At 45.3% G+C, this 24,332-nt stretch carries 23 protein-coding genes and 1 tRNA gene; 7 read left to right on the top strand and 17 right to left on the bottom strand.

Features of this window, described 5'->3' with window-relative positions; translation table 11 throughout:
• Positions 1-10 precede the first annotated feature (10 nt).
• From CVU62_14360 to CVU62_14335, 6 genes are all read right to left on the bottom strand, one after another.
• A complete protein-coding gene (locus CVU62_14360) occupies positions 11-355 on the bottom strand; it encodes a histidine triad nucleotide-binding protein (GenBank protein ID PKN36504.1) in 345 nt (114 codons plus the stop codon).
• Between the two features lie 25 nt (positions 356-380).
• Entirely contained in the window at positions 381-1,112 is a 732-nt protein-coding gene (hisA, locus tag CVU62_14355) for a 1-(5-phosphoribosyl)-5-[(5-phosphoribosylamino)methylideneamino]imidazole-4-carboxamide isomerase (GenBank protein ID PKN36503.1), read from the bottom strand.
• 161 nt (positions 1,113-1,273) lie between these two features.
• Complete coding sequence (locus CVU62_14350; protein PKN36502.1) at positions 1,274-1,960, bottom strand: hypothetical protein; 687 nt, start codon at positions 1,958-1,960, stop codon at positions 1,274-1,276.
• Positions 1,961-2,064: 104 nt separating this feature from the next.
• A complete protein-coding gene (locus CVU62_14345; GenBank protein ID PKN36501.1) occupies positions 2,065-2,652 on the bottom strand; it encodes an imidazoleglycerol-phosphate dehydratase HisB in 588 nt (195 codons plus the stop codon).
• Between the two features lie 14 nt (positions 2,653-2,666).
• Positions 2,667-3,539: an ATP phosphoribosyltransferase gene (locus CVU62_14340; GenBank protein PKN36500.1), complete on the bottom strand. Its 873-nt coding sequence runs from the start codon at positions 3,537-3,539 to the stop codon at positions 2,667-2,669.
• Positions 3,536-3,910, bottom strand: a complete 375-nt coding sequence (locus CVU62_14335; GenBank protein PKN36499.1) for a phosphoribosyl-AMP cyclohydrolase — start codon at positions 3,908-3,910, stop codon at positions 3,536-3,538. Before CVU62_14335 ends, CVU62_14340 begins: the two co-directional genes overlap by 4 nt.
• Before the next feature lie 188 nt (positions 3,911-4,098).
• Here CVU62_14335 and CVU62_14330 point away from each other — a divergent pair, with 188 nt between their 5' ends.
• The gene (locus tag CVU62_14330) at positions 4,099-4,389 is read left to right on the top strand and encodes a hypothetical protein (GenBank protein ID PKN36498.1); all 291 of its coding nucleotides are present in this window, start codon (positions 4,099-4,101) and stop codon (positions 4,387-4,389) included.
• Between the two features lie 36 nt (positions 4,390-4,425).
• Here the strand turns inward: CVU62_14330 and lspA are convergent, their stop codons facing one another.
• Both lspA and CVU62_14320 read right to left on the bottom strand, forming a co-directional pair.
• Positions 4,426-4,911 carry a signal peptidase II gene (gene lspA, locus CVU62_14325; protein ID PKN36497.1) on the bottom strand — a complete coding sequence of 162 codons (486 nt, stop codon included), beginning with the start codon at positions 4,909-4,911 and terminating at the stop codon, positions 4,426-4,428.
• 24 nt (positions 4,912-4,935) lie between these two features.
• On the bottom strand, positions 4,936-7,725 hold the full coding sequence (locus CVU62_14320; protein PKN36496.1) for an isoleucine--tRNA ligase: 2,790 nt from the start codon (positions 7,723-7,725) through the stop codon (positions 4,936-4,938).
• 474 nt (positions 7,726-8,199) lie between these two features.
• Here CVU62_14320 and CVU62_14315 point away from each other — a divergent pair, with 474 nt between their 5' ends.
• The gene (locus CVU62_14315) at positions 8,200-8,463 is read left to right on the top strand and encodes a DUF493 domain-containing protein (protein ID PKN36495.1); all 264 of its coding nucleotides are present in this window, start codon (positions 8,200-8,202) and stop codon (positions 8,461-8,463) included.
• Between the two features lie 202 nt (positions 8,464-8,665).
• On the opposite strand, the gene groL is transcribed toward CVU62_14315, so the two are convergent.
• From groL to ald, 8 genes are all read right to left on the bottom strand, one after another.
• On the bottom strand, positions 8,666-10,309 hold the full coding sequence (gene groL / locus CVU62_14310) for a chaperonin GroEL (protein ID PKN36494.1): 1,644 nt from the start codon (positions 10,307-10,309) through the stop codon (positions 8,666-8,668).
• Between the two features lie 27 nt (positions 10,310-10,336).
• On the bottom strand, positions 10,337-10,636 hold the full coding sequence (locus tag CVU62_14305; protein ID PKN36493.1) for a co-chaperone GroES: 300 nt from the start codon (positions 10,634-10,636) through the stop codon (positions 10,337-10,339).
• A 107-nt stretch (positions 10,637-10,743) separates the two neighbouring features.
• Complete coding sequence (locus CVU62_14300) at positions 10,744-12,102, bottom strand: DNA repair protein RadA (GenBank protein PKN36492.1); 1,359 nt, start codon at positions 12,100-12,102, stop codon at positions 10,744-10,746.
• A 73-nt stretch (positions 12,103-12,175) separates the two neighbouring features.
• Positions 12,176-12,766: a hypothetical protein gene (locus tag CVU62_14295; GenBank protein PKN36491.1), complete on the bottom strand. Its 591-nt coding sequence runs from the start codon at positions 12,764-12,766 to the stop codon at positions 12,176-12,178.
• 117 nt (positions 12,767-12,883) lie between these two features.
• Positions 12,884-14,128 (bottom strand): hypothetical protein, encoded by a 1,245-nt coding sequence (locus CVU62_14290; protein ID PKN36490.1) that lies wholly within the window; start codon positions 14,126-14,128, stop codon positions 12,884-12,886.
• Positions 14,125-15,543: a hypothetical protein gene (locus tag CVU62_14285; protein PKN36489.1), complete on the bottom strand. Its 1,419-nt coding sequence runs from the start codon at positions 15,541-15,543 to the stop codon at positions 14,125-14,127. The genes CVU62_14290 and CVU62_14285 overlap by 4 nt, the downstream gene beginning before the upstream one ends.
• 63 nt (positions 15,544-15,606) lie before the next feature.
• Positions 15,607-17,280: a hypothetical protein gene (locus tag CVU62_14280; protein ID PKN36488.1), complete on the bottom strand. Its 1,674-nt coding sequence runs from the start codon at positions 17,278-17,280 to the stop codon at positions 15,607-15,609.
• Positions 17,281-17,300: 20 nt separating this feature from the next.
• Positions 17,301-18,419: an alanine dehydrogenase gene (ald, locus tag CVU62_14275; protein ID PKN36487.1), complete on the bottom strand. Its 1,119-nt coding sequence runs from the start codon at positions 18,417-18,419 to the stop codon at positions 17,301-17,303.
• Between the two features lie 565 nt (positions 18,420-18,984).
• Here ald and CVU62_14270 point away from each other — a divergent pair.
• From CVU62_14270 to CVU62_14255, 4 genes are all read left to right on the top strand, one after another.
• Positions 18,985-20,460 (top strand): ATP-dependent helicase, encoded by a 1,476-nt coding sequence (locus CVU62_14270; GenBank protein ID PKN36486.1) that lies wholly within the window; start codon positions 18,985-18,987, stop codon positions 20,458-20,460.
• Positions 20,461-20,721: 261 nt separating this feature from the next.
• Entirely contained in the window at positions 20,722-21,858 is a 1,137-nt protein-coding gene (locus CVU62_14265) for a phosphoserine transaminase (protein PKN36485.1), read from the top strand.
• A 23-nt stretch (positions 21,859-21,881) separates the two neighbouring features.
• Positions 21,882-23,186, top strand: coding sequence for an adenylosuccinate synthase (locus CVU62_14260; protein PKN36484.1), 1,305 nt, complete (start codon positions 21,882-21,884; stop codon positions 23,184-23,186).
• Between the two features lie 203 nt (positions 23,187-23,389).
• Positions 23,390-23,464: transfer RNA gene (locus CVU62_14255), tRNA-Lys, on the top strand.
• Positions 23,465-23,636: 172 nt separating this feature from the next.
• On the opposite strand, the gene CVU62_14250 is transcribed toward CVU62_14255, so the two are convergent.
• The gene (locus CVU62_14250) at positions 23,637-23,858 is read right to left on the bottom strand and encodes a hypothetical protein (GenBank protein PKN36483.1); all 222 of its coding nucleotides are present in this window, start codon (positions 23,856-23,858) and stop codon (positions 23,637-23,639) included.
• Between the two features lie 140 nt (positions 23,859-23,998).
• On the opposite strand from CVU62_14250, the gene CVU62_14245 reads away from it, so the two are divergent.
• On the top strand, positions 23,999-24,332 hold a 334-nt coding region (locus CVU62_14245; GenBank protein PKN36482.1), incomplete at its 3' end, for a hypothetical protein.

The following is a 24,332-nucleotide window of genomic DNA, read 5'->3' as shown; positions in this document are numbered from 1 at the left end:
CCTTTTTTGTTTACCCCAAAGGATCCTGCAATTTCCTGCCACCCAGAAGATGCATGTGCAAATGAAACACCACCTGGCCACCTTCAGCATTGCAATTGATCGCCGTACGAAAACCACTGGCGTCAATTTTTTTTATTTTCGCCACCTTTTGCGCCGCAGCAGTCAGCTTATTCACAATGTCATTTTTTTCTGTGTCGACATCCATCAAAGTGGAAATATGATTTTTCGGAATGATGACAACATGTACCGGAGCCATCGGATGTATATCATCAAATGCTAAAATGTTAACATCTTCATAAACTTTACTACAAGGGATATCCCCTTTAATTATTCTACAAAAGATACAATCTGACATAATTACCGCCTCCTGACTCTTTCATCTAAGAAACCTTTTTACTTTCTTTAATCGCTTCCTCCAGAGAAATTGCACCTGTATAAAGAGCACGGCCAATAATCACTCCATAAATTTCGCAATCGTCTATTGCCAGAAGTTTTTTGATATCATCTACAGTAGCAACACCACCGGAAGCAATCACCGGAATGCTTACAGCCTTAGCTAATGCTATTGTTGCTTCAAGGTTGAGTCCCGTACCCATACCATCACGCAAAATATCAGTATAAACAATGGCCTTTACATTATGGTTTTCGTAACGCCTTGCAAGATCAACCGCGTTTTGTTCAGTTTTTTGTGTCCAGCCCCGGATGGCTACTTTCCCCTTCAAAGCATCAATACCTAAAATTATTTTTTCCGGAAACGTTTCACAGGCATCCTGGATGATTTTTTCATCTTGCAACGCCGCTGTGCCCAGGATAACGCTCCCGACACCATTGCTTAAATAAAACTCAATGGTCTCCATGTCCCTAATGCCGCCGCCAACCTGAATTGGAATATCAACTTTTTTTGCGATCTCCAGAACAATGTTTGCATTGCGAGGCAAACCGGCAACGGAACCGTCCAGATCAACAATATGGATTAATTCGGCACCTTGTTCCATCCATGTTATTGCCGTATCCACAGGATTATTCCCATATATTGTTAAACGGTCAAAATCACCCTGGGCTAGCCTTACGCATTTTCCATCTTTAATATCTATAGCTGGAATAATGATCAATCGAACACCTCTTGTGAAAAAGTCCTATTTACTTTAATAAAAATAATTATCTCTTAAAACAAGACACAGTCAATTTAAATATAGACGGCATTTAAATCATTTACTTAAAAAACCAATAATCAGATGGGATCACTTGAATTATAGTATTTTGAAAAGCATGCTTAATGTTCAACACCAGGAAACGTTTCAAAAATTTTATTCATACCTTGTTCCGTCAATTGGCGTGCAGTCATCCAAGTACCACCACCTTTGAAGAACGAAGATATTTGGAAAACATCTTCCATTAATGACTTTTGCGTTCTGTCAAAAAATCCTTTCCAAATTATCCTACCGTCGATAGTGTTAATCAAATGAATTTCAAAAAATACAGAGGCAGGATGCTCCACTGAATATTTGTAACCTTCCCTCTCTATATAACGGTAAACATAACCCACGGCTACAATATCCGCTCCCAATTCCTTGCCAACTTTTTTAAAAACGTTCACCAAAGGTTCCTTCATCGATTCGGAAGCAATTATTTTATAGACATCCTGTACTTTATCCGAGGGAATTAATTCCATTCCTTTCAATTCATGAAGCTTATCAACAAATATTTCTTCAACTATATTCTCTGATCCTTTCAATATTTTCCCACTGGAATAGCCTATGCCGCAAATCGGGCAAATCACTGTGTTGCCCTGCCCATCTCCAGCGGTCAATGGTTGAAAAGATATTACGGCTGTCCGCATTAGAGGTTTAGTGTTTCCCGCATTCTTTTCCTGGGCCTGAACTGTGGTCGAAAAAGCCAGAAAAACGACCAAAAGAAAACCCGCAACACAGTTAATTTTCTCCGAAAAATTATTAAGCAATGTTTAACCTCCCTCTTTTACCCCAATAAACGGGATAAGTCCCGCTCCTGCGGAATGAATGCGTTAATGAATTTACTTTCTAACAGAAAGCAAATTCTAACTTACTAAAGCCTTCCTTTTGTGGAAAGAACACCTTTAATATTTTCATTTAAAGCTACAGCGTTTCTAAAGGCACGGGCAAAAGATTTGAATATCGCCTCAACAATGTGGTGACCATTATCGCCATACAAAAAATTTATATGCAATGTAATTCCGCTATTATCCGTAAACGCTTTAAAAAATTCTTTAACCAGAGCCGGATCGAATCCAACGATTTTGCAGCGTCCGTATTTAACATTGTAAATTAAATAGGGACGACCGGAAATATCCATATCCACCTGACACAGGCATTCATCCATAGGCACACAAGCGGAACCGTAGCGATTAATGCCTATCTTGTTACCTAGAGCCTGCGCAGTAGCTTTTCCCAGGCAAATTCCCAGGTCTTCGATCAAGTGATGGTCATCAATGTGCGTGTCACCCGTACTTTTAACAACGAGTTTAACAAAGCCGTGGCGCGCGAAGAGTTCCAGCATATGGTTAAAAAAAGGAATTGTTGTATCAATCCTGCTTCCCGTGGTTTTATCCAGATCAATCTCAAGATTAATATCGGTTTCTTTTGTTTTGCGGCTAATTTTCGCTTTTCTGTCCATGATTGTTTTCTCCGCTAAATAACTTTGTTTAAAGGATATTCAATTAGACCCTGCGCTCCTGCTTCCAGAAGTTTGGGGATTAAATCTCGCATGATTTTCGCGTCGACAATAGATTCTATGGCAAACCACTTGTCCGAAGATAAACTGGAAATCGTGGGAGATTTGAGCGAAGGTAGCAAAGACATAACTTTTTTCAAATTTTCTTTGGAAACATTTAGTTTCAGTCCCACCTTGCCCATTGCCTGTAAAGAACCATTGAGCATCGTAGCTATTTGCTCGATTTTTTTTCGTTTCCATGGATTCTTCCAAGCGGCGCGATTAGCAATTAACTGCGTGTTGGTTTTCATCAGCTCGTGAATAATTCGCAATTTATTTGCTTTAATTGTTGAACCGGTTTCAGTTACTTCCACAACGGCATCCACCAAACCTTCAACAACCTTGGCTTCCGTCGCACCCCAGGAAAATTCCACATGAATATTGATGTTTTTTTCGGCGAAATACTTTTTCGTAAAATTCACCAGTTCGGTTGATATTCTCTTGCCTTCCATATCCTTCATTGATTTGTAAGGTGAATCTTCACGGACAACCAGCACCCAGCGTGCCTGCTGTGTCGATACCTTGGAATAAATCAAATCCTGCACGACAACAACGTCCGATGAATTCTCCATGATCCAGTCAATTCCAGTGAGGCCGAGATCAAGCGTGCCATCCTCCACATAACGCGACATTTCCTGAGCTCGAACCAGTTTACACGAAATTTCCGGATCATCTATATCCGGGAAATAACTGCGAGCATCACTGGTTATACGCCAGCCGGCTTTTTTAAACAAATCTATAGTATTTGCTTCCAGACTACCCTTGGGAATACCTAATTTCAAAACTTTCATTTATATACTTCCTCTGGATTGAAAACCTTCTCTCCAACAGCAACAAAATTTTCACCACTTAGTTTTCTATAAAAACACGATCTGTATCCTGTATGACAGGCAGCTTCTCCAATTTGTTTGACCTGCAACAAAATTGTATCGTTATCGCAATCAATAAAAACCGCCTTGATCAATTGAAAATTTCCTGAAGTTTCACCTTTTAACCAGAGCTTCTGGCGTGACCGGCTCCAATAAGTAGCTTTACCTGTTTTTAAGGTGGCTTGCCATGATTCACTATTCATGTAAGCCATCATAAGAACTTCTTTAGTTTCAGCATCTTGAACAATAGCAGGGACTAAACCATCCCCTTTGGCAAAATCTGGCTCAATCATATTATCCTCATATCTTTTCTAAATTCTTATATTTAAATGATGAATTGCTTTAAATCAAGAAATATTTTCACCATTTTCACCTTAATAGTCATCTATTTCCGGCTTGTTGAAACATTTTTTTTATGATAAAAAATAACCATAATTTATTAAGATTCAATTAATTTGTCATATTTACCGGAGGTATGCTTATGTCTCTGCTCATCGGCGGAATCATTTCCGCCATCCTCGGGTTGATCAGTTTAATATTCTGCTGGTCAGATTTTATAACTCTTGTTAAGGGAGCGTTCCCCATTTTTTTACTACTAGGCGGAGCTTTGGCCATTTATGTAGGATTAGATGAACTTCAAGAAAAAATCAGAGAAGAAAGACAAAGACAAGAAGAAAAATTGGAAAAAGCCCAGGAAGAAATTGAATCGGTAAAAGCTCAAGCTGAACGCTATAAAGAAGAATTGGATAGATTAAAAGGAACAAAGCAATAAAGATAATTTCCAGTAAATTCAGGAATAGTACCAAAACTAGGTTGCTTTCTTTCGGTTTATAATCATACCCCAAATCATTAATACAGCTCCCACGGAAATTGACGAATCCGCGACATTAAACGCCGGCCAGTGGGCTGTCCCGATATAGACATCCAGAAAATCAACCACCGCACCGAAACGTATCCGGTCAATGAGATTTCCGACAGCGCCTGAAAAAATAAGCGTCAGAGATATCACATAAAGCGTATTCTGCAAGCTGCTTTTCACTATGTAATAAATGATCAGCAGAATAACTGTCGCGGTAATTCCAATAAAGAAAATACGGCGGAAAGTTTCGGAAGCATCGGCCAGAAATCCAAAGGCGGCACCGGGATTCATCACATACACAATATTAAACAAACCATCAATAACAGTGTGTGATTCATGTATCGAAAAATTTCCCACAATAGCAGCTTTCGTTATTTGATCCAAAGCAACGACTACAGCAGCACCAAGAATAAAAATTATGATATTTTTTTTCAAGGAGATCTCCTTAAAGAATATTTTCTATAAATTCGGCAAACAGCGAGAACAAACTGTCGGATGTTTCGCGTCCGAACCGACGGATTCTTCATAGATCCAACAGCGTTCGCATTTGCCGCCGCGGGCTTTTTCCACACCAATTACCAGACCTTCGATTTCTTCACTCTTGAAAGGCGTGGCAATATCCTTCGCATCGGCCAATTGCAACTGTGACACAATCAACAACGCGCGCATATCTTCCAGATGTGAAGCGAATAAAGCGCTCATTTTTTCCGGCGACGCGACGGTGATACGGGCATCCAGTGAATGACCGATAATTTTTTCTTTCCTTGCCTGCTCGACAGCTTTGGCAATTTCTGCTTTGGCGTCAATCATCGCCTTCCAACGCTCACCAAGTTCGGTATTCAAATATTTTTCATTAACCGGCGGGAACTGAGCCAGATGAATGCTTTCCTCTTTTTTACTCCAGGGAGGCATCGCCGACCAGACTTCTTCGGAGGTGAAGGTAAGAATCGGCGCGAGCAATCTGGTCATCGAATCCAGAATTATAAACATTGCGGTCTGACCGGAGCGGCGTACAGTGGAGGCAGCCTTGTTGGTATAGAGACGGTCTTTCAAGACATCAAGGTAAAGAGCGCTCAAATCAACGGTACAATAATTGTATAGCGTATAGAAAACCACATGGAACTGATGACGCTCATAAGCTTCCGTCACTCTCTTGATAACTTCCTGCAGGCGATGCAGTGCCCACTGATCCATCTCCCTCATCTGATCATAGTCGACTGCATCTTTATCCACGTTAAAATCGTAAAGGTTGCCCAGAATGAACCGGCTGGTGTTGCGAATCCGGCGATAAGCTTCCATCAGGCGTTTAAGAATTTCATCCGAAATACGAATGTCATCGGTGTAATCTTCAGCCGCTACCCACAGACGCAAAATTTCCGCGCCGTATTTGTCGATAGCTTCTTCGGCTCCGATGACATTGCCGACGGACTTAGACATTTTTTTGCCTTCGCCGTCCACGACAAAACCATGGGTAAGTACGCTTTTGTAAGGCGCGCGGCCACGCGTACCCACGGATTCCAGAAGCGAGGAATGAAACCAGCCTCGGTGCTGATCGGAACCCTCCAAATACATATCGCAAGGTGAACTTAAATCAGGACGTTTTTCCAGCACTGCCGCGTGAGACACACCGGAATCAAACCAGACGTCCAGAATATTCAATTCCTTGGTAAACTCGGTTCCGTGACAATGAGGGCAAGTTGTATGTTTGGGCATCAGATCTTTCGGTTCTTTTTCAAACCAGACATCCGCGCCACCCTTGTTCACCAGCTCAACAAGATGATTCATGATTTCTTTGGTCATCACTTCGTTTTTACACTTCGCGCAGTAGAAAACGGTAATCGGCACTCCCCACAGTCTCTGACGCGAGATACACCAATCTGGACGGTTTTCTACCATACCGTAAATACGGTCGCGTCCCCACGAGGGAATCCATTTAACTTCATTGATGCAGGCCAGCGCTTTTTTGCGCAGATCGTTTTTCTCCATCGAGATGAACCACTGTTCCGTGGAACGGAAAATGATTGGTTTCTTGCAGCGCCAGCAATGCGGATAGGAATGCTGCATCGGCACATGCCCCATTAGCGCACCTACTTCATCCAGCTTTTTAATGACGTTGTCATTGGCGTCGAAAACAAACTGGCCGGCGAAATGTTCAACATCTTCCGTGAATTTTCCCGCATCGTCTACCGGCGCGTAATTATCCAAGCCGTATTCCAGACCGATTTCATAGTCTTCCTGTCCATGACCGGGAGCAATATGCACAGCGCCGGTTCCGGCCTCCAGCGTGACAAATGGCGCCAGAATTAAAAGACTGTGTCTTTTGATCAGCGGATGAACGCATTTCTGTCCTTCCAGAACTTCGCCCTTGAATTCATCGATAATTTCGTAGGGCTTACCGCGATAACCGAAAGCGTCCAGACAATAATCCAGCATGTCCCTGGCGATAATCAGCACTTCATCATCAATTTTCACCGCGGCGTAGATAAAATCATCCTTAACGGCAATCGCCAGATTAGCCGGAATCGTCCAGGGCGTGGTTGTCCAGATAACCATTGAAACTTTCTGACCGGCAAGTTTCGGCAAAATCTGACTGACATCAGAGATAAAATTAAATTTGACATAAATAGATGGCGTGGAATGATCGGCGTATTCCACTTCCGCTTCCGCCAGCGCGGTTTTACAGGTAGCGCACCAGTAAACGGGTTTCTTTCCTTTGTAAACACTGCCGTTGAGGTAAAGCTTGCCGAATTCGGCAACAGTCGCCGCCTCATAGGGATAGGCCATTGTCAAATAGGGATTATCCCATTCGCCAAAAACACCCAGACGTTTGAATTGTCCGCGCTGAATGTTGACATATTTTTCCGCGTAAACACGGCAGGCGCGGCGTTTTTCTACCTGCGACATCGTCGCCTTCTTGGCGCCCAGTTCTTTATCCACCTGATGCTCTATAGGCAGGCCGTGGCAATCCCAGCCCGGCACATACACGCCGTCAAAGCCAGCCATGTTTTTTGACTTAACAACTATATCTTTAATTATTTTATTGAGCGCAGTGCCTAAATGAATATTGCCGTTGGCGTAAGGAGGACCATCATGCAGAATATAAGGCTTTTTGCCTGTGGCCATCTGTCTGATTTTCTTATAAATATCCATATCTTCCCATTTTTTGAGCATCTGAGGCTCACGCTGAGCCAGATTCGCCTTCATCGGAAAATCAGTCTGGGGAAGATTCAAGGTCTCTTTGTAATCCATTTTATGTTACTCCTTACATCTTAAAAAAAATAGCGGCTAAACCGCGAAAATTTTGCCATTGCTCAAGGACGTACCCTATAGCAATTATATAATTAAAAATGATGCAGATGGAAACCTGATCATTCTTAACATCAAAACGTCAAATCAATCCTGCTCGGTTCCGTTGCAGTGCACTATCATATAACTTAGCGACTTTCAAGTACAACTCTGATATTTATTTCTATAAATTTCTTGACAAATCCATTACTTCTATTAACTTCAAAACTACAACAATACTGCGAAACATTTATACCATTCGCTCGGAAGCCGCCGCATGTTCGACATCACTTCCCGGTAGGGTGAAAAATCTTATTTCTATTGCGCGCCCTTTAGTTGCGCATCCGGTCATAAGGATAACGAAGCGGCAAGAAAATCTTGATTTAAATTAAAGCTTATTTTATTGAATCAGTAAAGTAATAGGGAGAATGTAATAAGGTGCCGGATAGCGAAAAGCGAAGGGTTCAGTTGAAGTACCCCTGCCTTTGGGTTTACAAGATCATCGGTCCCGATGCGGATGAAATGCGGCAGGCAGTATCGGAAATCATCCTTGACCGCGCCTATAAAATTTTTCATTCACGCAGCAGCACGGCGGCAAAATATCACTGCCTGAACGTTGAGTTATTAGTAGAAAGCGAATCTCACCGAACAGCCATTTATGAAGCCCTGAAAGCCCACCGGGCCGTAAAGATTATCTTATAGATTGTGGTGTTTTTCTTGAAAATAAAAAGCCTCTTATCCAACCGGACAAGAGGCTTTTTCATAATTTTACAATCGGCTTCAAACCATGCCAATTTCATCAGGATACCGAGGCGGCAAGGAGGAGGTTCCGCAGGCGTATCATTAATACGTTGAGGAAGCCGACGACGATGCCAACAAAGGTAGCCGTAGGAAGCGGCTTGGTTTACATGCCCATTCCTGGATATCCACCACCTGGAGGCATACCGGGCATTCCACCACCTGCGCCCTTCTCTTCGGGCTTATCAGCAATCATGCACTGAGTGGTAAGTAGTAAAGCCGCAACCGAGGCCGCATTCTGCAGAGCAAAACGGGTAACCTTGGTAGGATCAATAACACCGGCCGCGATCATGTCTTCATACACATCGGTACGGGCATTGAAACCAAAGGCGCCTTTCTTCTCTTTTACTTTTTCAACCACAATGCTGCCTTCAAGGCCGGCATTGCAGGCGATCATCTTGATAGGTTCTTCAATCGCTTTCTTGATAATGTTGACGCCGATCTGTTCATCGCCTTCCAGAACCATTTTAGCTAAAACGGGCAGAGTGCGCAGATAAGCAACACCGCCGCCGGGAACAATACCTTCTTCTACTGCCGCGCGGGTGGCATGCAGAGCATCTTCAACGCGCGCTTTCTTTTCCTTCATTTCTGTTTCCGTTGCAGCGCCGACTTTGATTACGGCCACACCGCCGACCAGTTTGGCCAGTCTTTCCTGAAGTTTTTCTCTGTCGTAATCAGAGGTGGTCTCTTCGATCTGAGCGCGGATTTGTTTGACGCGGCCTTCCAGGTCAGCTTTTTTCCCGGCGCCATCGATAATGGTTGTATTGTCTTTATCAACGGTAATTTTCTTGGCGCGTCCCAAATCTTCTATTTTTACGTTTTCGAGTTTGTAACCCATGTCTTCGGAAATCATCTTGCCGCCGGTGAGGATGGCGATGTCTTCGAGCATGGCCTTGCGACGGTCGCCGAAGCCGGGAGCCTTAACCGCGGCCACATGAATGGTGCCACGAATCTTGTTGACGACCAGTGTTGCCAGCGCTTCGCCTTCGATATCTTCAGCAATAATCAGCAAAGGACGTCCCATTTTGGCGATTTGTTCGAGAATAGGCAGTAAATCTTTCATGCCGCTGATTTTCTTTTCGTAAATCAGAATTAAAACGTCTTCCAGAGCAACAAGCATCTTGTCGGCGTTGGTGACAAAGTAAGGAGAAAGATAACCGCGGTCAAACTGCATGCCTTCGACGATTTCCAGTTCTGTTTCCAGACCTTTGGCTTCTTCAACGGTAATGACGCCTTCTTTGCCGACTTTATCCATGGCACCGGCGATGATATTGCCGATGGTTTCATCGTTGTTGGCGGAAATGGTGCCGACCTGGGCGATTTCTTTCTGATCCTTGGTGGGTTTGCTCATCTTGCTGAGTTCTTTGACAACAGCATCGACAGCCTTATCAATACCACGTTTGATATCCATCGGGTTACTGCCTGCCGCGACGGCTTTAACGCCTTCGCGATAAATGGCCTGTGCCAGGAGGGTCGCCGTGGTGGTGCCGTCACCGGCGACGTCGCTTGTTTTGCTGGCGACTTCCTTGACCATCTGCGCGCCCATATTTTCAAATTTATCTTCCAGTTCGATTTCTTTGGCCACGGTAACGCCGTCTTTGGTGACGGTGGGTGAACCATAACTTTTATCAATAATAACATTGCGGCCTTTGGGGCCGAGGGTTACTTTTACAGCGTCGGCCAGAGTGTTGACGCCCTTCAGCATAGATTTTCTTGCTTCTTCATCATAAAGAAGTATTTTCGCTCCCATTGTATATATTCCTCCTTGAATAGTTTCTTATTTTTCAATAATGCCGAGAATGTCTTCTTCTCTCATGATCAGGTATTCTTCGCCGTCGATCTTGACTTCCGTTCCACCGTATTTGCTGAAAAGGACTTTATCTCCCACGCTGACTTCGGGTTTGATAAGTTTGCCATCATCGGCAGCTTTGCCCTTGCCCACGGCAACGACTTTTCCTTCGATTGGTTTTTCTTTGGCTGTGTCAGGGATGATTATTCCCCCTTTTGTTTTGTGTTCTTCTTCCAAACGTTTTACAATGATTCTATCCTGTAAAGGTCTGATTTTCATACTCTTTATGCTCCTTTCTTTCTTTTTGTAATTATATTTAACAGAGTGCTGATTTTAACAGGGGTATCTTATGCACCATTTTTCATATGTCAAGATGCTTGTGGCATTTATACTAATTAAAATAAATTTTCCAGCAATTCTTTTAGAGAACCGATTTTGCAAATATCCATTTTGGCTGTTTTTCCCAGTTGTGCCGCGTTTGATTTCGGAACTAAACAGCGGGTAAAACCCAAACGTGCCGCTTCATTTACGCGCACATCCATCTGCGAAACAGCCCTAACTTCTCCGGCCAACCCCACCTCTCCCAGAACAATTGTCCGCGCGTCAATAGGCTTATCCAGAAAACTCGACGTCATGGCGGCAACTATTCCCAGATCAACTGCCGGTTCTTCCACCCGGACGCCACCAGCGACATTGATAAAAATGTCCGACCCGCTCAAATGCAGACCGCAAATCTTATCCAGTACCGCTACCAGAAGCGAAACGCGGTTATAATCGACACCGATAGCTGTCCGGCGCGGAGTTCCGAAATTTGTGGAACTAACGAGAGCCTGAATTTCCACCAGGATCGGCCTTGTGCCTTCCAGAGAGGGTACAACCACAGAACCGGCAACATTTTGCGGCCGCTCCGCCAGAAAAAAAGTGGAAGGGTTGGGTACTTCCTTCAGCCCTTTATCCCGCATTTCAAAAACTCCGATTTCGTTTGTCGGTCCAAAACGGTTTTTTATACCTCTGACAATGCGATAAGTATGAGAGCTGTCACCTTCGAAGTAAAGAACAGTATCCACCATGTGTTCCAGCACTTTTGGTCCGGCAATGGAACCATCTTTTGTTACATGGCCGACCAGAAAAACAGGAATGCCAAATTTTTTAGAAAAAAGAATCAGTCTTGACGAAGCTTCGCGTACCTGTCCGACACTGCCGGGAGCGGACATGAGTTCGCCCGAATAAAGAGTTTGAATAGAGTCAATAACCACAACGGCCGGAGAAACTGCTTTAATTTGCTCCAGAATCTTTTCCAGAGAAATCTCTACCAGAACCAGTAAATCTTTGGATGCGGCTCCGACCCTTTCGCTACGCATCTTAATTTGACTAGCCGATTCCTCACCGGAAACGTATAAAACTTTCAATCCCTGCCCCGCTAAATTATGCATCATTTGAAGCATGAGCGTTGATTTACCAATGCCCGGTTCTCCGCCAATTAAGATTGCCGAACCTCCGACAATACCGCCTCCCAGGACACGGTCAATCTCGGCGATACCTGTAATGATTCGATTGCTTTCTTCAACGGAAAGATCATCTATGGGAAGAGGCTTGCCGTCAAATTTCATTTCCGAGCGGCTGCCGGAATCGGATTCGCTGATTAATTCCTCGGCAAAACAATTCCATCCGTTGCAGGAGGGACATTTTCCCAACCATTTTGGCGACATGTAACCGCAATGCTGACAAAAGAAACCTGTCTTGCTCTTTTTCAAATTTTATTTCTCCTTCTTCAGGCAACGGCTTGAAACCTTTCCGTACAGCCTTAAAAGAAATCCCATGTGGTTTCTAAAAGATCTCCAGCAACTTCTCCTGAAATCTCTTGATGACTACTTCAATGTTTAGAGTTTCGCGGGGGAAGACGGAGGAAAACAGGGCCATGCCTTCCCAGAAGGCCACCATGGCAATGCTAATATTGCGGGCATATGATTTGTCGTCTATATAATGTGATATCACGAATGTTACTTCCTCAATCCAGCGGATGTAGGTTTCCTGGAGTTTGGCTTTTACCTTTTTATTATAAAGAGAAATTTCCCATATCTCAATAAATATACGTGAGAGATTCTTGTCGAGTGTAATGCGGTTGTTTACGAATCCGAGGGCTTCTTCAATGTACTGTTCCTTTGTGAACTTATCTGGACTCACGGTCGCGAACAGTTCACCGGCCAGCGCCTGATATTTATCCATTATGTAGTCGATATAATTCAGGAGAATGTCTTCTTTGCTGGTGAAGTAATAATGCAGGACTCCATGATTGACACCGGCGACACTCGCGATGTCTTTGATGGAGGTTTTTTCGAAGGATTTTTTCAGGAGACACGAATCCAGAGCTTTGAGAATCTGAAGCTTGCGTTCTTCCTGTACATTCTTACGCGCCATTATTTTATCCTCACCATCCCGTATAGAAGTGCAAATTTTATGTCATAATTTGCGGTTGAGGTCAAGAACCGGGCGGGTGCGCCGCCCAGTCCATGCTTTGGAAATTGTATTACAGATTCAGATCGCCTGCAATGTTCTGGCGACGATATACAAGATTTTGTCCGCGTCATCCCTGTCGATAAGCAGGCTTGGCCTGATGAGAACAGTGCCTGTGTCCACACTGCCTGTATCAACCAGCATCCCGGCGATACGCGCGGCGGCGCAAAATTTAAGGGCCATATTATTATCGGCAAGCTTAATCGATATGAGCAAGCCCCTGCCTGCCACCGAAATAATCTTGCCGCTGCTTGTTTTCGCCAAAGAAGAAAGTTCTTTGATCAATAGATCTCCCAAATACGCCGCGTTTTCCCATGGCTTCAACCGGTTGTATTCATCCAGCGCCGTCATGGCCACCAGACATCCGAGATCATGTCCGCCGAAGGTGCATAAATGGATGAGAGGATGAATATCGAAGAAATCCTTGAGTTCTGCGGTAAAGACCATTGCGGTCATGGGAAAGATACCGGATGTGAGGGCTTCTCCGATAATCAATATATCCGGTTTTACTTCGAACTGCTCGAAAAAGAATCTTGTGCCTGTGCGGCCGAATCCGCTTTGGGTTTCGTCAAAGATGAGTTTGGCGCCTGTCTCGTCGCACAATGTCCGGATTTGAGTATAATAGCTTTTATCAGCCGTGCGGCAATGGTTCTCCGTCTGAATGGGTTCCATGACAACGGCGGCGGTTTCCTGCCCGATTACCCGCCTGGCAGCTTCGATATCGCCCCAGGGAATGACCTTAACGGATTGGATGAGTTGGCCGAACTGTTCCTTGCCCTTTCTTTCGGAAAGCGAAAGGGCGAAGCCCGATTCGCCGTAACAGGCTCCGTCAATGGTAACCAGTTCGGGACGAGAAGTAAATCCTCTGGCAAGTTTGCACGCGGCCTCCATGGATTCGCCGCGGGTCACGCCGTAAAGCACGCAATCCAGATTGCCGGGCACAAATTCGGAAATCTTTCTGGCCAGCAGCGTCTTCTCCTGGGAGGGCATGATGAAGTTTCCCTGATCCGTCTCATAAATGGCTTCCTTGAAGCGTTTAATAATGGCGGCATTTCTTCGGCCAAGATTGAATGCGGCGCTTGAGGTGCAGCAATCGAGATAACGATTGCCGTCCGAATCGTTCAGGGTAGTATCGGCATATCCATGCTCCAGAAAGTCATGACCTTTTTCGCGCAGCAGATTTACTAAACTTATGGAAAAAACTTTTTCAGCATTGCGAAATATTTCTTCTTTTGATACTTGGCCTTGCGTGGCGGTTTTTTTCATAATTTCACCTCCTGTTTTTTCGGAAAGAGTCTGCGGACAAATTCCTCAATATCACGCAGTAGATTAAATACAATGATCTGGACATGCACATTATCTAAAATTCTCCTCATGAAAGGTATCACGGCCAAGGGTATCAGGAAGATAAGATACCCGCGCATTGCCCTGACCGCGGCCTTAATGCGGCGCAAAATGTCTTCAACTTCCGCCATGCTTGCGGTGATGGGAATCTGGAAGCGCATGACCTGCGGGGCGTTGGCCGAAAACACCGCCCAGACGCCTTTCCGGCTAAGGCAGTCAGCCATCAGCGATCCGATAAATTCGTACTTATACTCGATGCCGATCATCAAGCCCAAGCCGCGCACCTCTTTGACGAAGTCGGAATTGGCCCTTCCTATTTCGTTAAGCCCGTCCTTGAAGCGTTTGCCCACTTTGGCCGCGTTTTCCCACACCTTATTTTCCACAATATAATCCAGCACCGCAGACGAGACGATGCAGCCCAGGTCTGTGCCTCCTCCGTGGGAAGAGTGGAAAAGCGGATTGGCTTCCACATACTCGGTCAGCGGTTTAATTTCGCGGTAAACAACAGCTCCGTTAGGATAGACACCGCCACTAATGGCCTTGGCCGTAAACATAATGTCGGGAATTACGCCGTATTGTTCCATAGCCCATAGCGTTCCCGTACGGCCAAAGCCGGTCTGAACTTCGTCGAAGATGAGCATGATGCCGTTTTCATCGCAAATTTTCCGCAGGCCTTTCATGTACTCCATGGTTGCCACGTGGATGCCGCCCTCGCCCTGCACGGGCTCCAGCACTATCGCTGCAATGTTTTTTCCGGCAAGGCGTTTAACTTCTTCCAGATCGTTGAAGTCCACCAAGTGGAACCCCGGCATGAGTGGAAGGAAGAGATTTTTATAGTAGTCTTTGCCGTTGGCCGAGAGGCTGAAGCCTTCATGGCCGTGATAGGCTTTTTTCATGGTGATTACATCGTTCCGGCCTGTGGCTCCCTTGGCAAGCTTAATTGCCCCGGCACAGGCATCCGCACCTGAAGCGCAGAGGACTACTTTATTTAAATCCCCCGGACAGAGAGACGCAAGTTTCATGGCAAAGGAAACCTTGGCTTTGGACAGGAGTCCGTGCGATCCCATATCGTGGTCATTTAGAGCATCACGCAGTGTATCCATTATTTCGGTATTTCCTCTGCCGACATTAAAACATCCTGCCGAGCTGAAGCAATCATAGAACCGCACGCCGCTGACGGCGTCGGTGAAGGTGCTTCCTTTTCGCGTTCGCTCGTATACATCCATATTAGCACAACGCAGATACCGTACCTGTCCCCAAGAGATATGCTTGCCGAATAATTGCTGGATATAATCTCGTTCCTCATGATCCATCGTCACACTTATTTTATCTGACATCTTAGCCTCCCTTCTTGTATAAATAGTGTTTAAAAACCTTTCAGACAATTTTCCGTTACGATATTAAAAAGCCCGTTTTCCGTCGATCCATGTCTGGACCACGCGGCTGTTATCCGAGAAGGGGTCTCCGTCGACGACACAGAAGGTCGCCGCCGCTCCCTCGACCAGACCGTCGTTTTTTAGCCCCAGCGAACGGCTTCCCCCGATCGTGCCCGCGGTCAAAGCCTCGATTTCGCTGATCGCCTCGCCGGGATCAAACATTGTGCCGTCCATCCTCTTCCGATCGACGGCCCGCCGGATGTTGTGCAGCGGATCATCCGAGGCGCATGGTCCGTCGGAACTGATGCAGACGGAAACGCCCCGATCCATGAGACTCCTCAACGGGATCACCTTCAGATAGGGGGGAATAGCGCCCATCCGCTCGATGGTTTCGGCATAGAATGGGATGAACCCAGGCTGGAGTGATGCTACAGCGCCGCAGCCGGCAAAGGTATCCAAACCACCGGGGTGCATGAGCGTCACGTGTTCGATTGATGAGCCGCCCCCCATGCCCAAGTTCTGGACCGCTTGAGCTGCCTGGCATGCCGCCACATTGCCCAAGGCATGCATGACCAGCCGATAGCCTTTGTCCGCGAACATCCCGGCCCAGTTGATGAGCTCGTCCGTGTCCGGGTAGCGCTGGTAGGGCAGCGTCAGCTCCCCGTTTTTCAGGATGATCTTCTGTTCGAACAGCTGGCGCAACGGCGCTGCATTGCCCTGCAACACGCTGTTCTTCGCAGCCTTCAAGGCGGTCTTTAATCCCGCTATGACCGGCATGGAAGACGCCGTGCGGGCGGCGCCGTCCAGAAAGAACTTCGCGCTCTTGGGTGCATGCGGGGAATTGAGGGCCTCCAGATCGTCCTTGAGCGCAAGCGGCGAGAACAGACCCTCATAACCCGTCACGGACCAGCTGAGTTTAAGCGGGGTGTACGGCTGGGCGTCCTTGAGCAGCCGCTGGACATCGGATGGAACGCCCGGATCGTGCACATGCGTCAGCCCTTTGCGCAGGCAGCGCTCGGCCGCATCCAGGATAAGCTTACGTCGCTCTTCGGTGCTGTAATTATGAATGACCTCGCGGTACATGGCAAAGATCATCCGGCCCATGGCATCCTCCCAGATGGCGCCTTTGAGCCGGCCGGCAAACGTGAGATCGACATCGGTGGGAAACTTGAGCGACTGCCGGTTGATTCCGGCGCGAATCAGTGCCGCGCTCGAGAAAAGCCCGTGGTGAAGGGAGGTATCGATAACCAGCACCGGCGTTGAGGCAGCAATCGCATCGATCTCGGCTAGGCCGGGAAGGGCAGGATTCTTCCATATGGCGTTGTTTAAACCTGAGAACATGACCCAGCGTTTGTCCGTCCCACCCGGCCGGCATGCGGCCTCGATGGCAGCCAGGGCGTCTGCCTTGGACCGCCAGGCCCCGGCGTCACCGTAGAGCGGCAACAGGGCAGAAACGAAGAAATGCTGGTGGGCATCGATAAGCCCCGGTATGATATGCATGCCCCCGAGGTCCGCCATTGGTAGCTGCGGCATGGAGGCGCGGTTGTAAATCTGCATTATCTTGCCGTCTACAATGCGCATGCCACCCGGAAATCTCTTCATGGGGCACAACGCCCAGAGCACTGCATTACTAAGCACTAGCTCTGCCTGATGGTTCATATTTTTCTCCTTTAAAGAAAATATTTTAAATCCATCCATCTATATATATGTGACTGCCTTTAGGCGCTTCCAATTTCCGGATAGGGGGTAAACTTCTTGCCAAAGGCCTCGGCCACCTTGCGATTGGTCAGTGCACCCTTGAGGACATTAAGTCCCTTCGACAAAGGCTGGTTCTCATGCAAAGCGCGTTCCCATCCTTTGTCCGCCAGTTCCACCACATAGGGCATGGTGGCGTTGGTCAGTGCGTATGTTGATGTCTGGGGCACCGCGCCCGGCATGTTGGCGACGCAGTATTGTACGATACCCTCTTCAATGTAAATGGGGTTATCATGGGTCGTAGGTTTGCTTGTTTCGGTACATCCACCCTGATCAATGGCGATATCCACAATGACAGAGCCCGGTTCCATTTTTCTGAGTAATTCGCGGCTAATGAGATGCGGGGCCTTTGCTCCGGCGATCAGCACCGATGCGATGACTAGATCGGAATTGATAATACTCTTTTCTACATTTTCAATATTGGCCATAAGAAGTACGGCACGGGAATGAAAGATGTCCGCAAGATAGTTGAGCCTCTTCTGATTGATGTCGAGAATGGTTACCTGAGCGCCCATACCTACCGCCAGATGAGCGGCATTGATTCCTGCTATGCCGGCGCCGAGGATAGTCACTCGCGCAGGGCGCACACCGGGAACGCCGGAAAGCAGCATGCCCTTGCCGCCGTGATGAGATTCCAGACAGGCGCAGCCTACCTGGATCGCCAGTCTTCCAGCCACCTGACTCATTGGTATTAACAAGGGAAGACTCCCGTCATCGAGTTGAATTGTCTCGTAAGCGATACCGATGATTTTGCTGTCAAGCAGTTCGTTAGTGAGTCTCTCATCGGCTGCAAGGTGCAGATATGTAAAAAGGATCAGATCCTTCCGTAGAAATGCGTATTCGGGATGGATAGGCTCTTTAACCTTCATAACCATTTCGGCATCCGCCCAGACCGTTTCAGCCCTTTCAATTATTGAGGCACCGGCCTGTTTGAAAGCGTTATCCGGTATGCAAGAGCCTAAACCCGCTCCCTTTTCCACCAGGACATTATGTCCGTGTTGCACGAGAGTCCTTATCCCCGCAGGGGTCATGGCTACACGGCCTTCACGGGTCTTGATCTCTCTGGGAATACCTATATTCATAAAAATCCTCCTGTTTAGTCTTATAACTAATAATAAATGAAGCACAATCCAGATGTCAAGTTAAATTTAGGCGTTCGACTAAACTATTTTAAAACTGCAATAATATTAATGTTGTTCAGGTTAGCAGGGAAAGTTTAAAACTTTTCCCTGCATATCTGTCAATATAGAGTTGAATTTTAAAAATAGCAGACTGTTGAAATTTTAAAGAATAATTAAGAAATCTGGGAAATTTCCAGTTTCCTCTTGACATTTCTTATCATGAATATTCCTAGAATTCAGTTATTAGCAAATGCAGCTTAACTAGGTGTCCTTAATTTTACTTGACCAGATCAAAAGAAATCCAACTTTCTTCTTGATTATTGAATGATACTAAAATAAATAGCTCAAAAGATTATTATTAAAAGGTATTAATCCCCTTCGCTAATGTTCAGGGATAGTTTCCGATTCCAAAAAATCGGATTTGGATAGTTCCACTTACGCTTCTCCCGATGTAATCGGGATTAGCGAGTGTCACTACGACTTACAAATTTTACCACGCTTTGCTTGTGAAAATCGAGGACTCATTATGGAAGAAAATAAAGAAACGGATCAAAAGACTATTCAGCCGGATGATGTTCTGCCGGAAATTTCCATGGAAGAACTAACAACCGAGATGCGCGACGCCTGCGATCGCGCCGGATGGAAAACTCTGGTACCCGTGCAGGCCAAATCCATTCCTTATTTTTTAGCGGGCCAGGATATGATGGTGCAGTCCCGAACCGGTAGCGGCAAAACCGGAGCCTATATCCTGCCTATTATAGAAAAAATTAACGCGCAGCAAAATGTTGCACAGGCTCTCGTGCTTGTTCCCACCCGCGAACTGGCCCTTCAGGTATCCCGAGAAGCCCAAATGCTGACCCAGGGAACAAATATTAGAATAGCAGTGGTTTATGGAGGCGTGGGATACAACGCGCAACTGGAAGCATTTCGCGGCGGCGCTCAAATTGTGATCGGCACGCCGGGACGTATTCTGGATCATCTTTTAAAAAACACCCTTTCGCTGGATCATCTTAAAATTTTGATTTTCGATGAAGCCGACCGGATGTTATCCATGGGTTTTTATCCCGATATGGTAAAAATTCGCAAATACATACCCTCGAATAAAATACTCAGCAGTATGTTTTCCGCGACGTTCCCTCCGCAGGTAATTCGTTTATCCGATCAATTCCTGCATAAGTCAAAATTATTGAGTTTAAGCGGCAATCAGGTGCATATTGCTGAAATCGAGCACATTTATTATGTCGTTCCGGGCATGCGCAAAGAGCGGTCGCTTGTGCGTATAATTGAAATCGAGAATCCATCTTCGGCCATTATTTTCTGCAACACAAAGGACACCGTACATTATCTTTCCGTCGTGCTTAAACGTTTTGGTTATGACGCCGATGAACTCAGTTCCGATCTGGCACAGAGCATGCGAGAAAAGGTCATGGCCCGTGTGCGGCGCGGGGCTCTGCGATTCCTCGTGGCAACCGATGTTGCCGCTCGCGGTATTGACATCCCCGATTTGTCTCATGTTATCCAGTATGAACCGCCGGAGGATCCGGAAGCTTACATTCATCGGGCCGGACGAACAGGACGCATGGGATCAAGCGGAGTAGCTATTTCTTTAGTCGCGGAAATGGAAAAATTCAAACTGCAGAGTATTGCCCGTTTTTATGACATCAACATGGAAGAACGTCCCTTACCCGGTGATGACGAACTGGAAAGGGTTGTCGCCGAACGAATAACGGCGCTTCTAGAAGCACGTCTGCGCTCCCGCGATAATCTTCAAATCGAACGCATGAAGCGTTTTTTGCCGTTGGCGCGTAATCTTGCCCAATCGGAGGATGAACTGGAATTGATTACAATGCTGCTGGACGATTACTATCAGCTATCTCTGCACGCGCCGCCAGCACCGATTGCCATCGCAGATCAGGCGATTAATTCTACACAAAAGAATAAAGACAGGAAACCACGGCCAAGAAATAAAAAAAGAAGAAGCAATAACGAAAACCCATCATAATTATTGCGCGATGTAAATATTTTTCAAAAAATCCCCCTAAAAAGAAAGTTATCTTTATTAAAGATAAAAAATAACTATCCTTAAAATAAGTGATCTCTGTTCGTTAATTAGTTTTTGACGTTTTATCTTTTTATTACAAGCAATTACATATAATAACAATTGACAAAAATTGTTTCTGATCCCCGCAAAGCAAACTAAAATTCCTTGAGTAAAGATTTCAATACTGATATGAATGGCAAGTTTAAAAATTTTACTTGAAGGATGTTTAGTATGCAAAACCCTAATTTCAGTTCCGGTCCCTGCAGCAAGAGGCCAGCGTGGAATATCGACGCGCTGAAGAGCGCGCCGGTCGGTCGCTCACACCGTTCCGCTCTGGGCAAAGAAAGAATCGTTAAAGCCATCAACGATACGCGAAAAATCTTAAACATTCCGGCGGATTACCTTGTGGGCATTCTTCCGGCTTCTGATACCGGCGCTTTTGAATGCGCCATGTGGTCACTCTTAGGCCCCAAACCGGTCACCGTATTAGTTTGGGAAAGTTTTTCCAACGGCTGGGCAACGGATGTCGCCAAACAACTAAAGCTCAATCCTACCGTTCTCAAAGCCGATTACGGCAAAATTCCGGATCTTTCCAAAGTTGACTGGACAAATGACGTGGTTTTTGTCGCCAATGGAACAACCAGCGGTGTGAAAGTTCCCGATTACAATTGGATCCCAGCCAACCGTGAAGGCCTGTCGCTTTGCGACGCAACCAGCGCTGCTTTTGCGATGGAAATTGATTGGAGTAAGATAGACGTTTTAACCTTTTCCTGGCAGAAATGTCTGGGCGGCGAAGCCGCACACGGCATGATGATTTTAAGCCCGAGAGCTGTCGCCCGTTTGGAATCTTATGATCCGCCCTGGCCTATGCCCAAAATTTTCCGTCTTAAAAAAGGTGACAAAATCAGCAAAGCCATCTTTGACGGTGATGTCATCAACACGCCCTCTATGCTTTGCGTGGAGGACTATTTGGATGCTCTGGAATGGGCAGGCAAGTTCGGCTTGGATGGTCTGATCAAAAAAAGTCAGGCCAATCTTAAAGTCGTATCCGACTGGGTCGCTAAAACAGACTGGATAGAATTTCTGGCCGATGATCCCAAAGTTCGCTCTAACACTTCCGTGTGCCTGAGCGTAACTCATCCCAAGGTCAAAGCACTGGGCAACGATGAAAAGAGCAAGTTCCTAAAAAGCATCGCTTCAGATCTGAGCAAAAAAAATGTCGCTCACGATATCAACTCCTATAAAGAAGCACCAGCCGGTTACCGTTTCTGGTGCGGTCCGACTATCGAGGAGGCTGATCTCAAAACGGCGCTTGTAGAATTGGAAAAAGTTTTCAACGAAAAAATTAAAAACCTTTAATTATTATTGAAGAGAAATAAATCATGGCTAATGTTGCAGTAATAGGCACTCAGTGGGGCGATGAGGGCAAAGGGAAAATTGTTGACCTTTATACCGAAAAAGCCGACGTGGTTGCTCGTTTTCAAGGCGGAAATAATGCTGGACATACACTAGTTGTCAACGGCAAAAAAACTATTCTACATTTAATACCCTCGGGAATTTTACATGACCGTAAAATCTGCATTATCGGTAATGGTGTTGTTTTCGATCCTCTTGTTTTTCTTCAGGAAATAGAAGAATTACAGCAGGGGAATCTCCTGCCGCCTCATACTAAACTTTTCGTCAGCGAAAAAGCTCATTTAATCATGCCCTACCACCGTAGCATTGATCAGGCCCGCGAAGCCCAATCCTCGGGTAAAAAAATTGGTACGACGGGCAGAGGCATTGGTCCGGCATACGAAGATAAAGTTGCCCGCACGGGAATCCGTATTGGCGACCTTTATGAAGAAGATTTGTTCCGGGAAAAATTGAAGCAAATCCTGAAAGAAAAAAATTTCCTGCTGACAAATTATTATAAAGATAAGCCGCTTGACGAAGAAGAAATCGCCACTCAATATTTAACCTGTGCTCAAAAGATCAAACCTTACGTGGCGGATACTTCTTTGATTTTAGATCATGAAATAAAACAGGGGAAAAAAATTCTTTTTGAAGGAGCACAAGGCTCTCAACTTGATGTTGATCATGGAACATACCCCTATGTGACTTCTTCTAATACAGTTTCCGGCAATGCTTCCTGCGGCAATGGAATCGGACCTAATAAGATCAACACAATCGTTGGAATTTGCAAAGCTTATACGACCAGAGTGGGAGAAGGTCCCTTCCCTACAGAGTTAAAAGATGATGTTGGAAATCATATGCAGCAGGTCGGCCAGGAATTCGGTGCAACAACCGGTAGAAAACGTCGCTGTGGATGGCTGGACATAGTACTGGTACGGCAGGCGGTCAGGGTCTCCGGTATAAACGCACTCGCCATCACCAAACTTGATGTTTTATCCGGTTTGGACAAATTGAAAATCTGCGTGGGATATAAATCTGCCGAAGGTACGTTCACTCACGCCGTACCTGCAAGTATTCGCGTACTTTCAGATTGTCAGCCGGTTTATGAAGAATTCGACGGTTGGAAGGAAGATATTCTTTACGCACGGGAAATGAGCGAACTACCGGCCAATGCCAGAAAATATTTGAAGAGACTGGAAGAACTGGCGGAAGCTAAAATTATGCTCGTATCCGTAGGAGCGGGAAGAGAAGAAACAATTGTTTTAGAGGATCCTTTTCTTAACAAATTATAGTTTAATATTTTAAAATAAAATTATATGCGTTAAGCATACTTGGACGGCTTAATAAAAAAGCTCCAGATACAAGGCGCGCAAATTATGAGAAATGAGGCGTATTTTTTCATACGCCGCAATGACGAATGATGCAGCGCAACGCAGTAGATGGACTTTTTAATAAGCCGGTAGCAGTTTCTGCTTGACACATTCAGAACTAAAGTGGGCTGTTAGCTCAGCGGTAGAGCAGTGGACTTTTAATCCATTGGCCGGGGGTTCAAATCCCCCACGGCCCACCATTTTTAAAAGGGTTTTCAAATATTTGAAAACCCTTTTTTCTTTTCCTTATATTTTTTAAGTGAAAAACTCCATTTTACCAGTACCTGTGCAGATTAGAACTCTAAGACAGGATTCTTGTTTCTCACTGACTTGTTTATCCCCGGATTAGATATTATTAACTTGAGCCGCCTTTCATATTTTTAATTTCTTTCCCATTGCGGCAAACTTTTCAATTTTTAATTTTTTAATTCCGGCCTCCTTATCTTTCAATGACTTAGCATAGAATTTTATTGTTTCCTTGTCCTGTTTGATAAATTCCTCAATGACATTAATATTGAATTCTGAAAGTTTGTTGTCTTTAACGTAATTTAATATATTTTTTTCTTCTATTATCAACAATTTCCATATTTTCATTTTTATGGTAAATCTAAACCGTAATCTTTTAAATATTCAAATTGATTTTTTGGACTCATCTCTTAGCTTTTGCATAATTTGCCCTAAACTTTTTGAAGAAATACATTCGTTATCTTTTTATCGATTATGAGGACATCTCAATGACAGATAAAATATCTGATATATCCTCTAAAAAACATAGTAATGTAAGTAAATACTACATCATGTACAATCCCTCAACGATCAATCTGATGGGGAAAATAGGCGCGAACAATTTTACTGTAACTGATGTTATCGAATACTTGACAGGGAAAAAACTGGAAACATGCAATGAAAGAAATTACACCGATTTTCTAACATTAAACAAAAAACTGCTTAGAAAAGGTGGACTTGAACATATGGCAATAGAGCCGTATAGTTCTTATTACATAGCTAATCAGATTTGCAGAGCAGATCAAACCGCAAGAGTGATGCTTGCCGATGACACCCGTAGAA

Source organism: Deltaproteobacteria bacterium HGW-Deltaproteobacteria-2, from assembly GCA_002840505.1.
In the GTDB taxonomy this organism is placed as follows: Bacteria; Desulfobacterota; Syntrophia; order Syntrophales; family Smithellaceae; genus Smithella.
This window is presented reverse-complemented; position numbering and strand designations above follow the sequence as displayed.

What these genes read in the sequence shown, in the direction of transcription:
- CVU62_14250 (PKN36483.1), bottom strand. Translation starts at nt 23,858, where the DNA reads ATGAAAATATGGAAATTGTTGATAATAGAAGAAAAAAATATATTAAAT.
- CVU62_14270 (PKN36486.1), top strand. Translation starts at nt 18,985, where the DNA reads ATGGAAGAAAATAAAGAAACGGATCAAAAGACTATTCAGCCGGATGAT.
- CVU62_14285 (PKN36489.1), bottom strand. Translation starts at nt 15,543, where the DNA reads ATGTCAGATAAAATAAGTGTGACGATGGATCATGAGGAACGAGATTAT.
- CVU62_14335 (PKN36499.1), bottom strand. Translation starts at nt 3,910, where the DNA reads ATGATTGAGCCAGATTTTGCCAAAGGGGATGGTTTAGTCCCTGCTATT.
- CVU62_14260 (PKN36484.1), top strand. Translation starts at nt 21,882, where the DNA reads ATGGCTAATGTTGCAGTAATAGGCACTCAGTGGGGCGATGAGGGCAAA.
- CVU62_14320 (PKN36496.1), bottom strand. Translation starts at nt 7,725, where the DNA reads ATGGATTACAAAGAGACCTTGAATCTTCCCCAGACTGATTTTCCGATG.
- groL (PKN36494.1), bottom strand. Translation starts at nt 10,309, where the DNA reads ATGGGAGCGAAAATACTTCTTTATGATGAAGAAGCAAGAAAATCTATG.
- CVU62_14360 (PKN36504.1), bottom strand. Translation starts at nt 355, where the DNA reads ATGTCAGATTGTATCTTTTGTAGAATAATTAAAGGGGATATCCCTTGT.
- CVU62_14295 (PKN36491.1), bottom strand. Translation starts at nt 12,766, where the DNA reads ATGGCGCGTAAGAATGTACAGGAAGAACGCAAGCTTCAGATTCTCAAA.
- CVU62_14265 (PKN36485.1), top strand. Translation starts at nt 20,722, where the DNA reads ATGTTTAGTATGCAAAACCCTAATTTCAGTTCCGGTCCCTGCAGCAAG.
- CVU62_14280 (PKN36488.1), bottom strand. Translation starts at nt 17,280, where the DNA reads ATGGATGGATTTAAAATATTTTCTTTAAAGGAGAAAAATATGAACCAT.
- CVU62_14330 (PKN36498.1), top strand. Translation starts at nt 4,099, where the DNA reads ATGTCTCTGCTCATCGGCGGAATCATTTCCGCCATCCTCGGGTTGATC.
- ald (PKN36487.1), bottom strand. Translation starts at nt 18,419, where the DNA reads ATGAATATAGGTATTCCCAGAGAGATCAAGACCCGTGAAGGCCGTGTA.
- CVU62_14340 (PKN36500.1), bottom strand. Translation starts at nt 3,539, where the DNA reads ATGAAAGTTTTGAAATTAGGTATTCCCAAGGGTAGTCTGGAAGCAAAT.
- CVU62_14290 (PKN36490.1), bottom strand. Translation starts at nt 14,128, where the DNA reads ATGAAAAAAACCGCCACGCAAGGCCAAGTATCAAAAGAAGAAATATTT.
- CVU62_14345 (PKN36501.1), bottom strand. Translation starts at nt 2,652, where the DNA reads ATGGACAGAAAAGCGAAAATTAGCCGCAAAACAAAAGAAACCGATATT.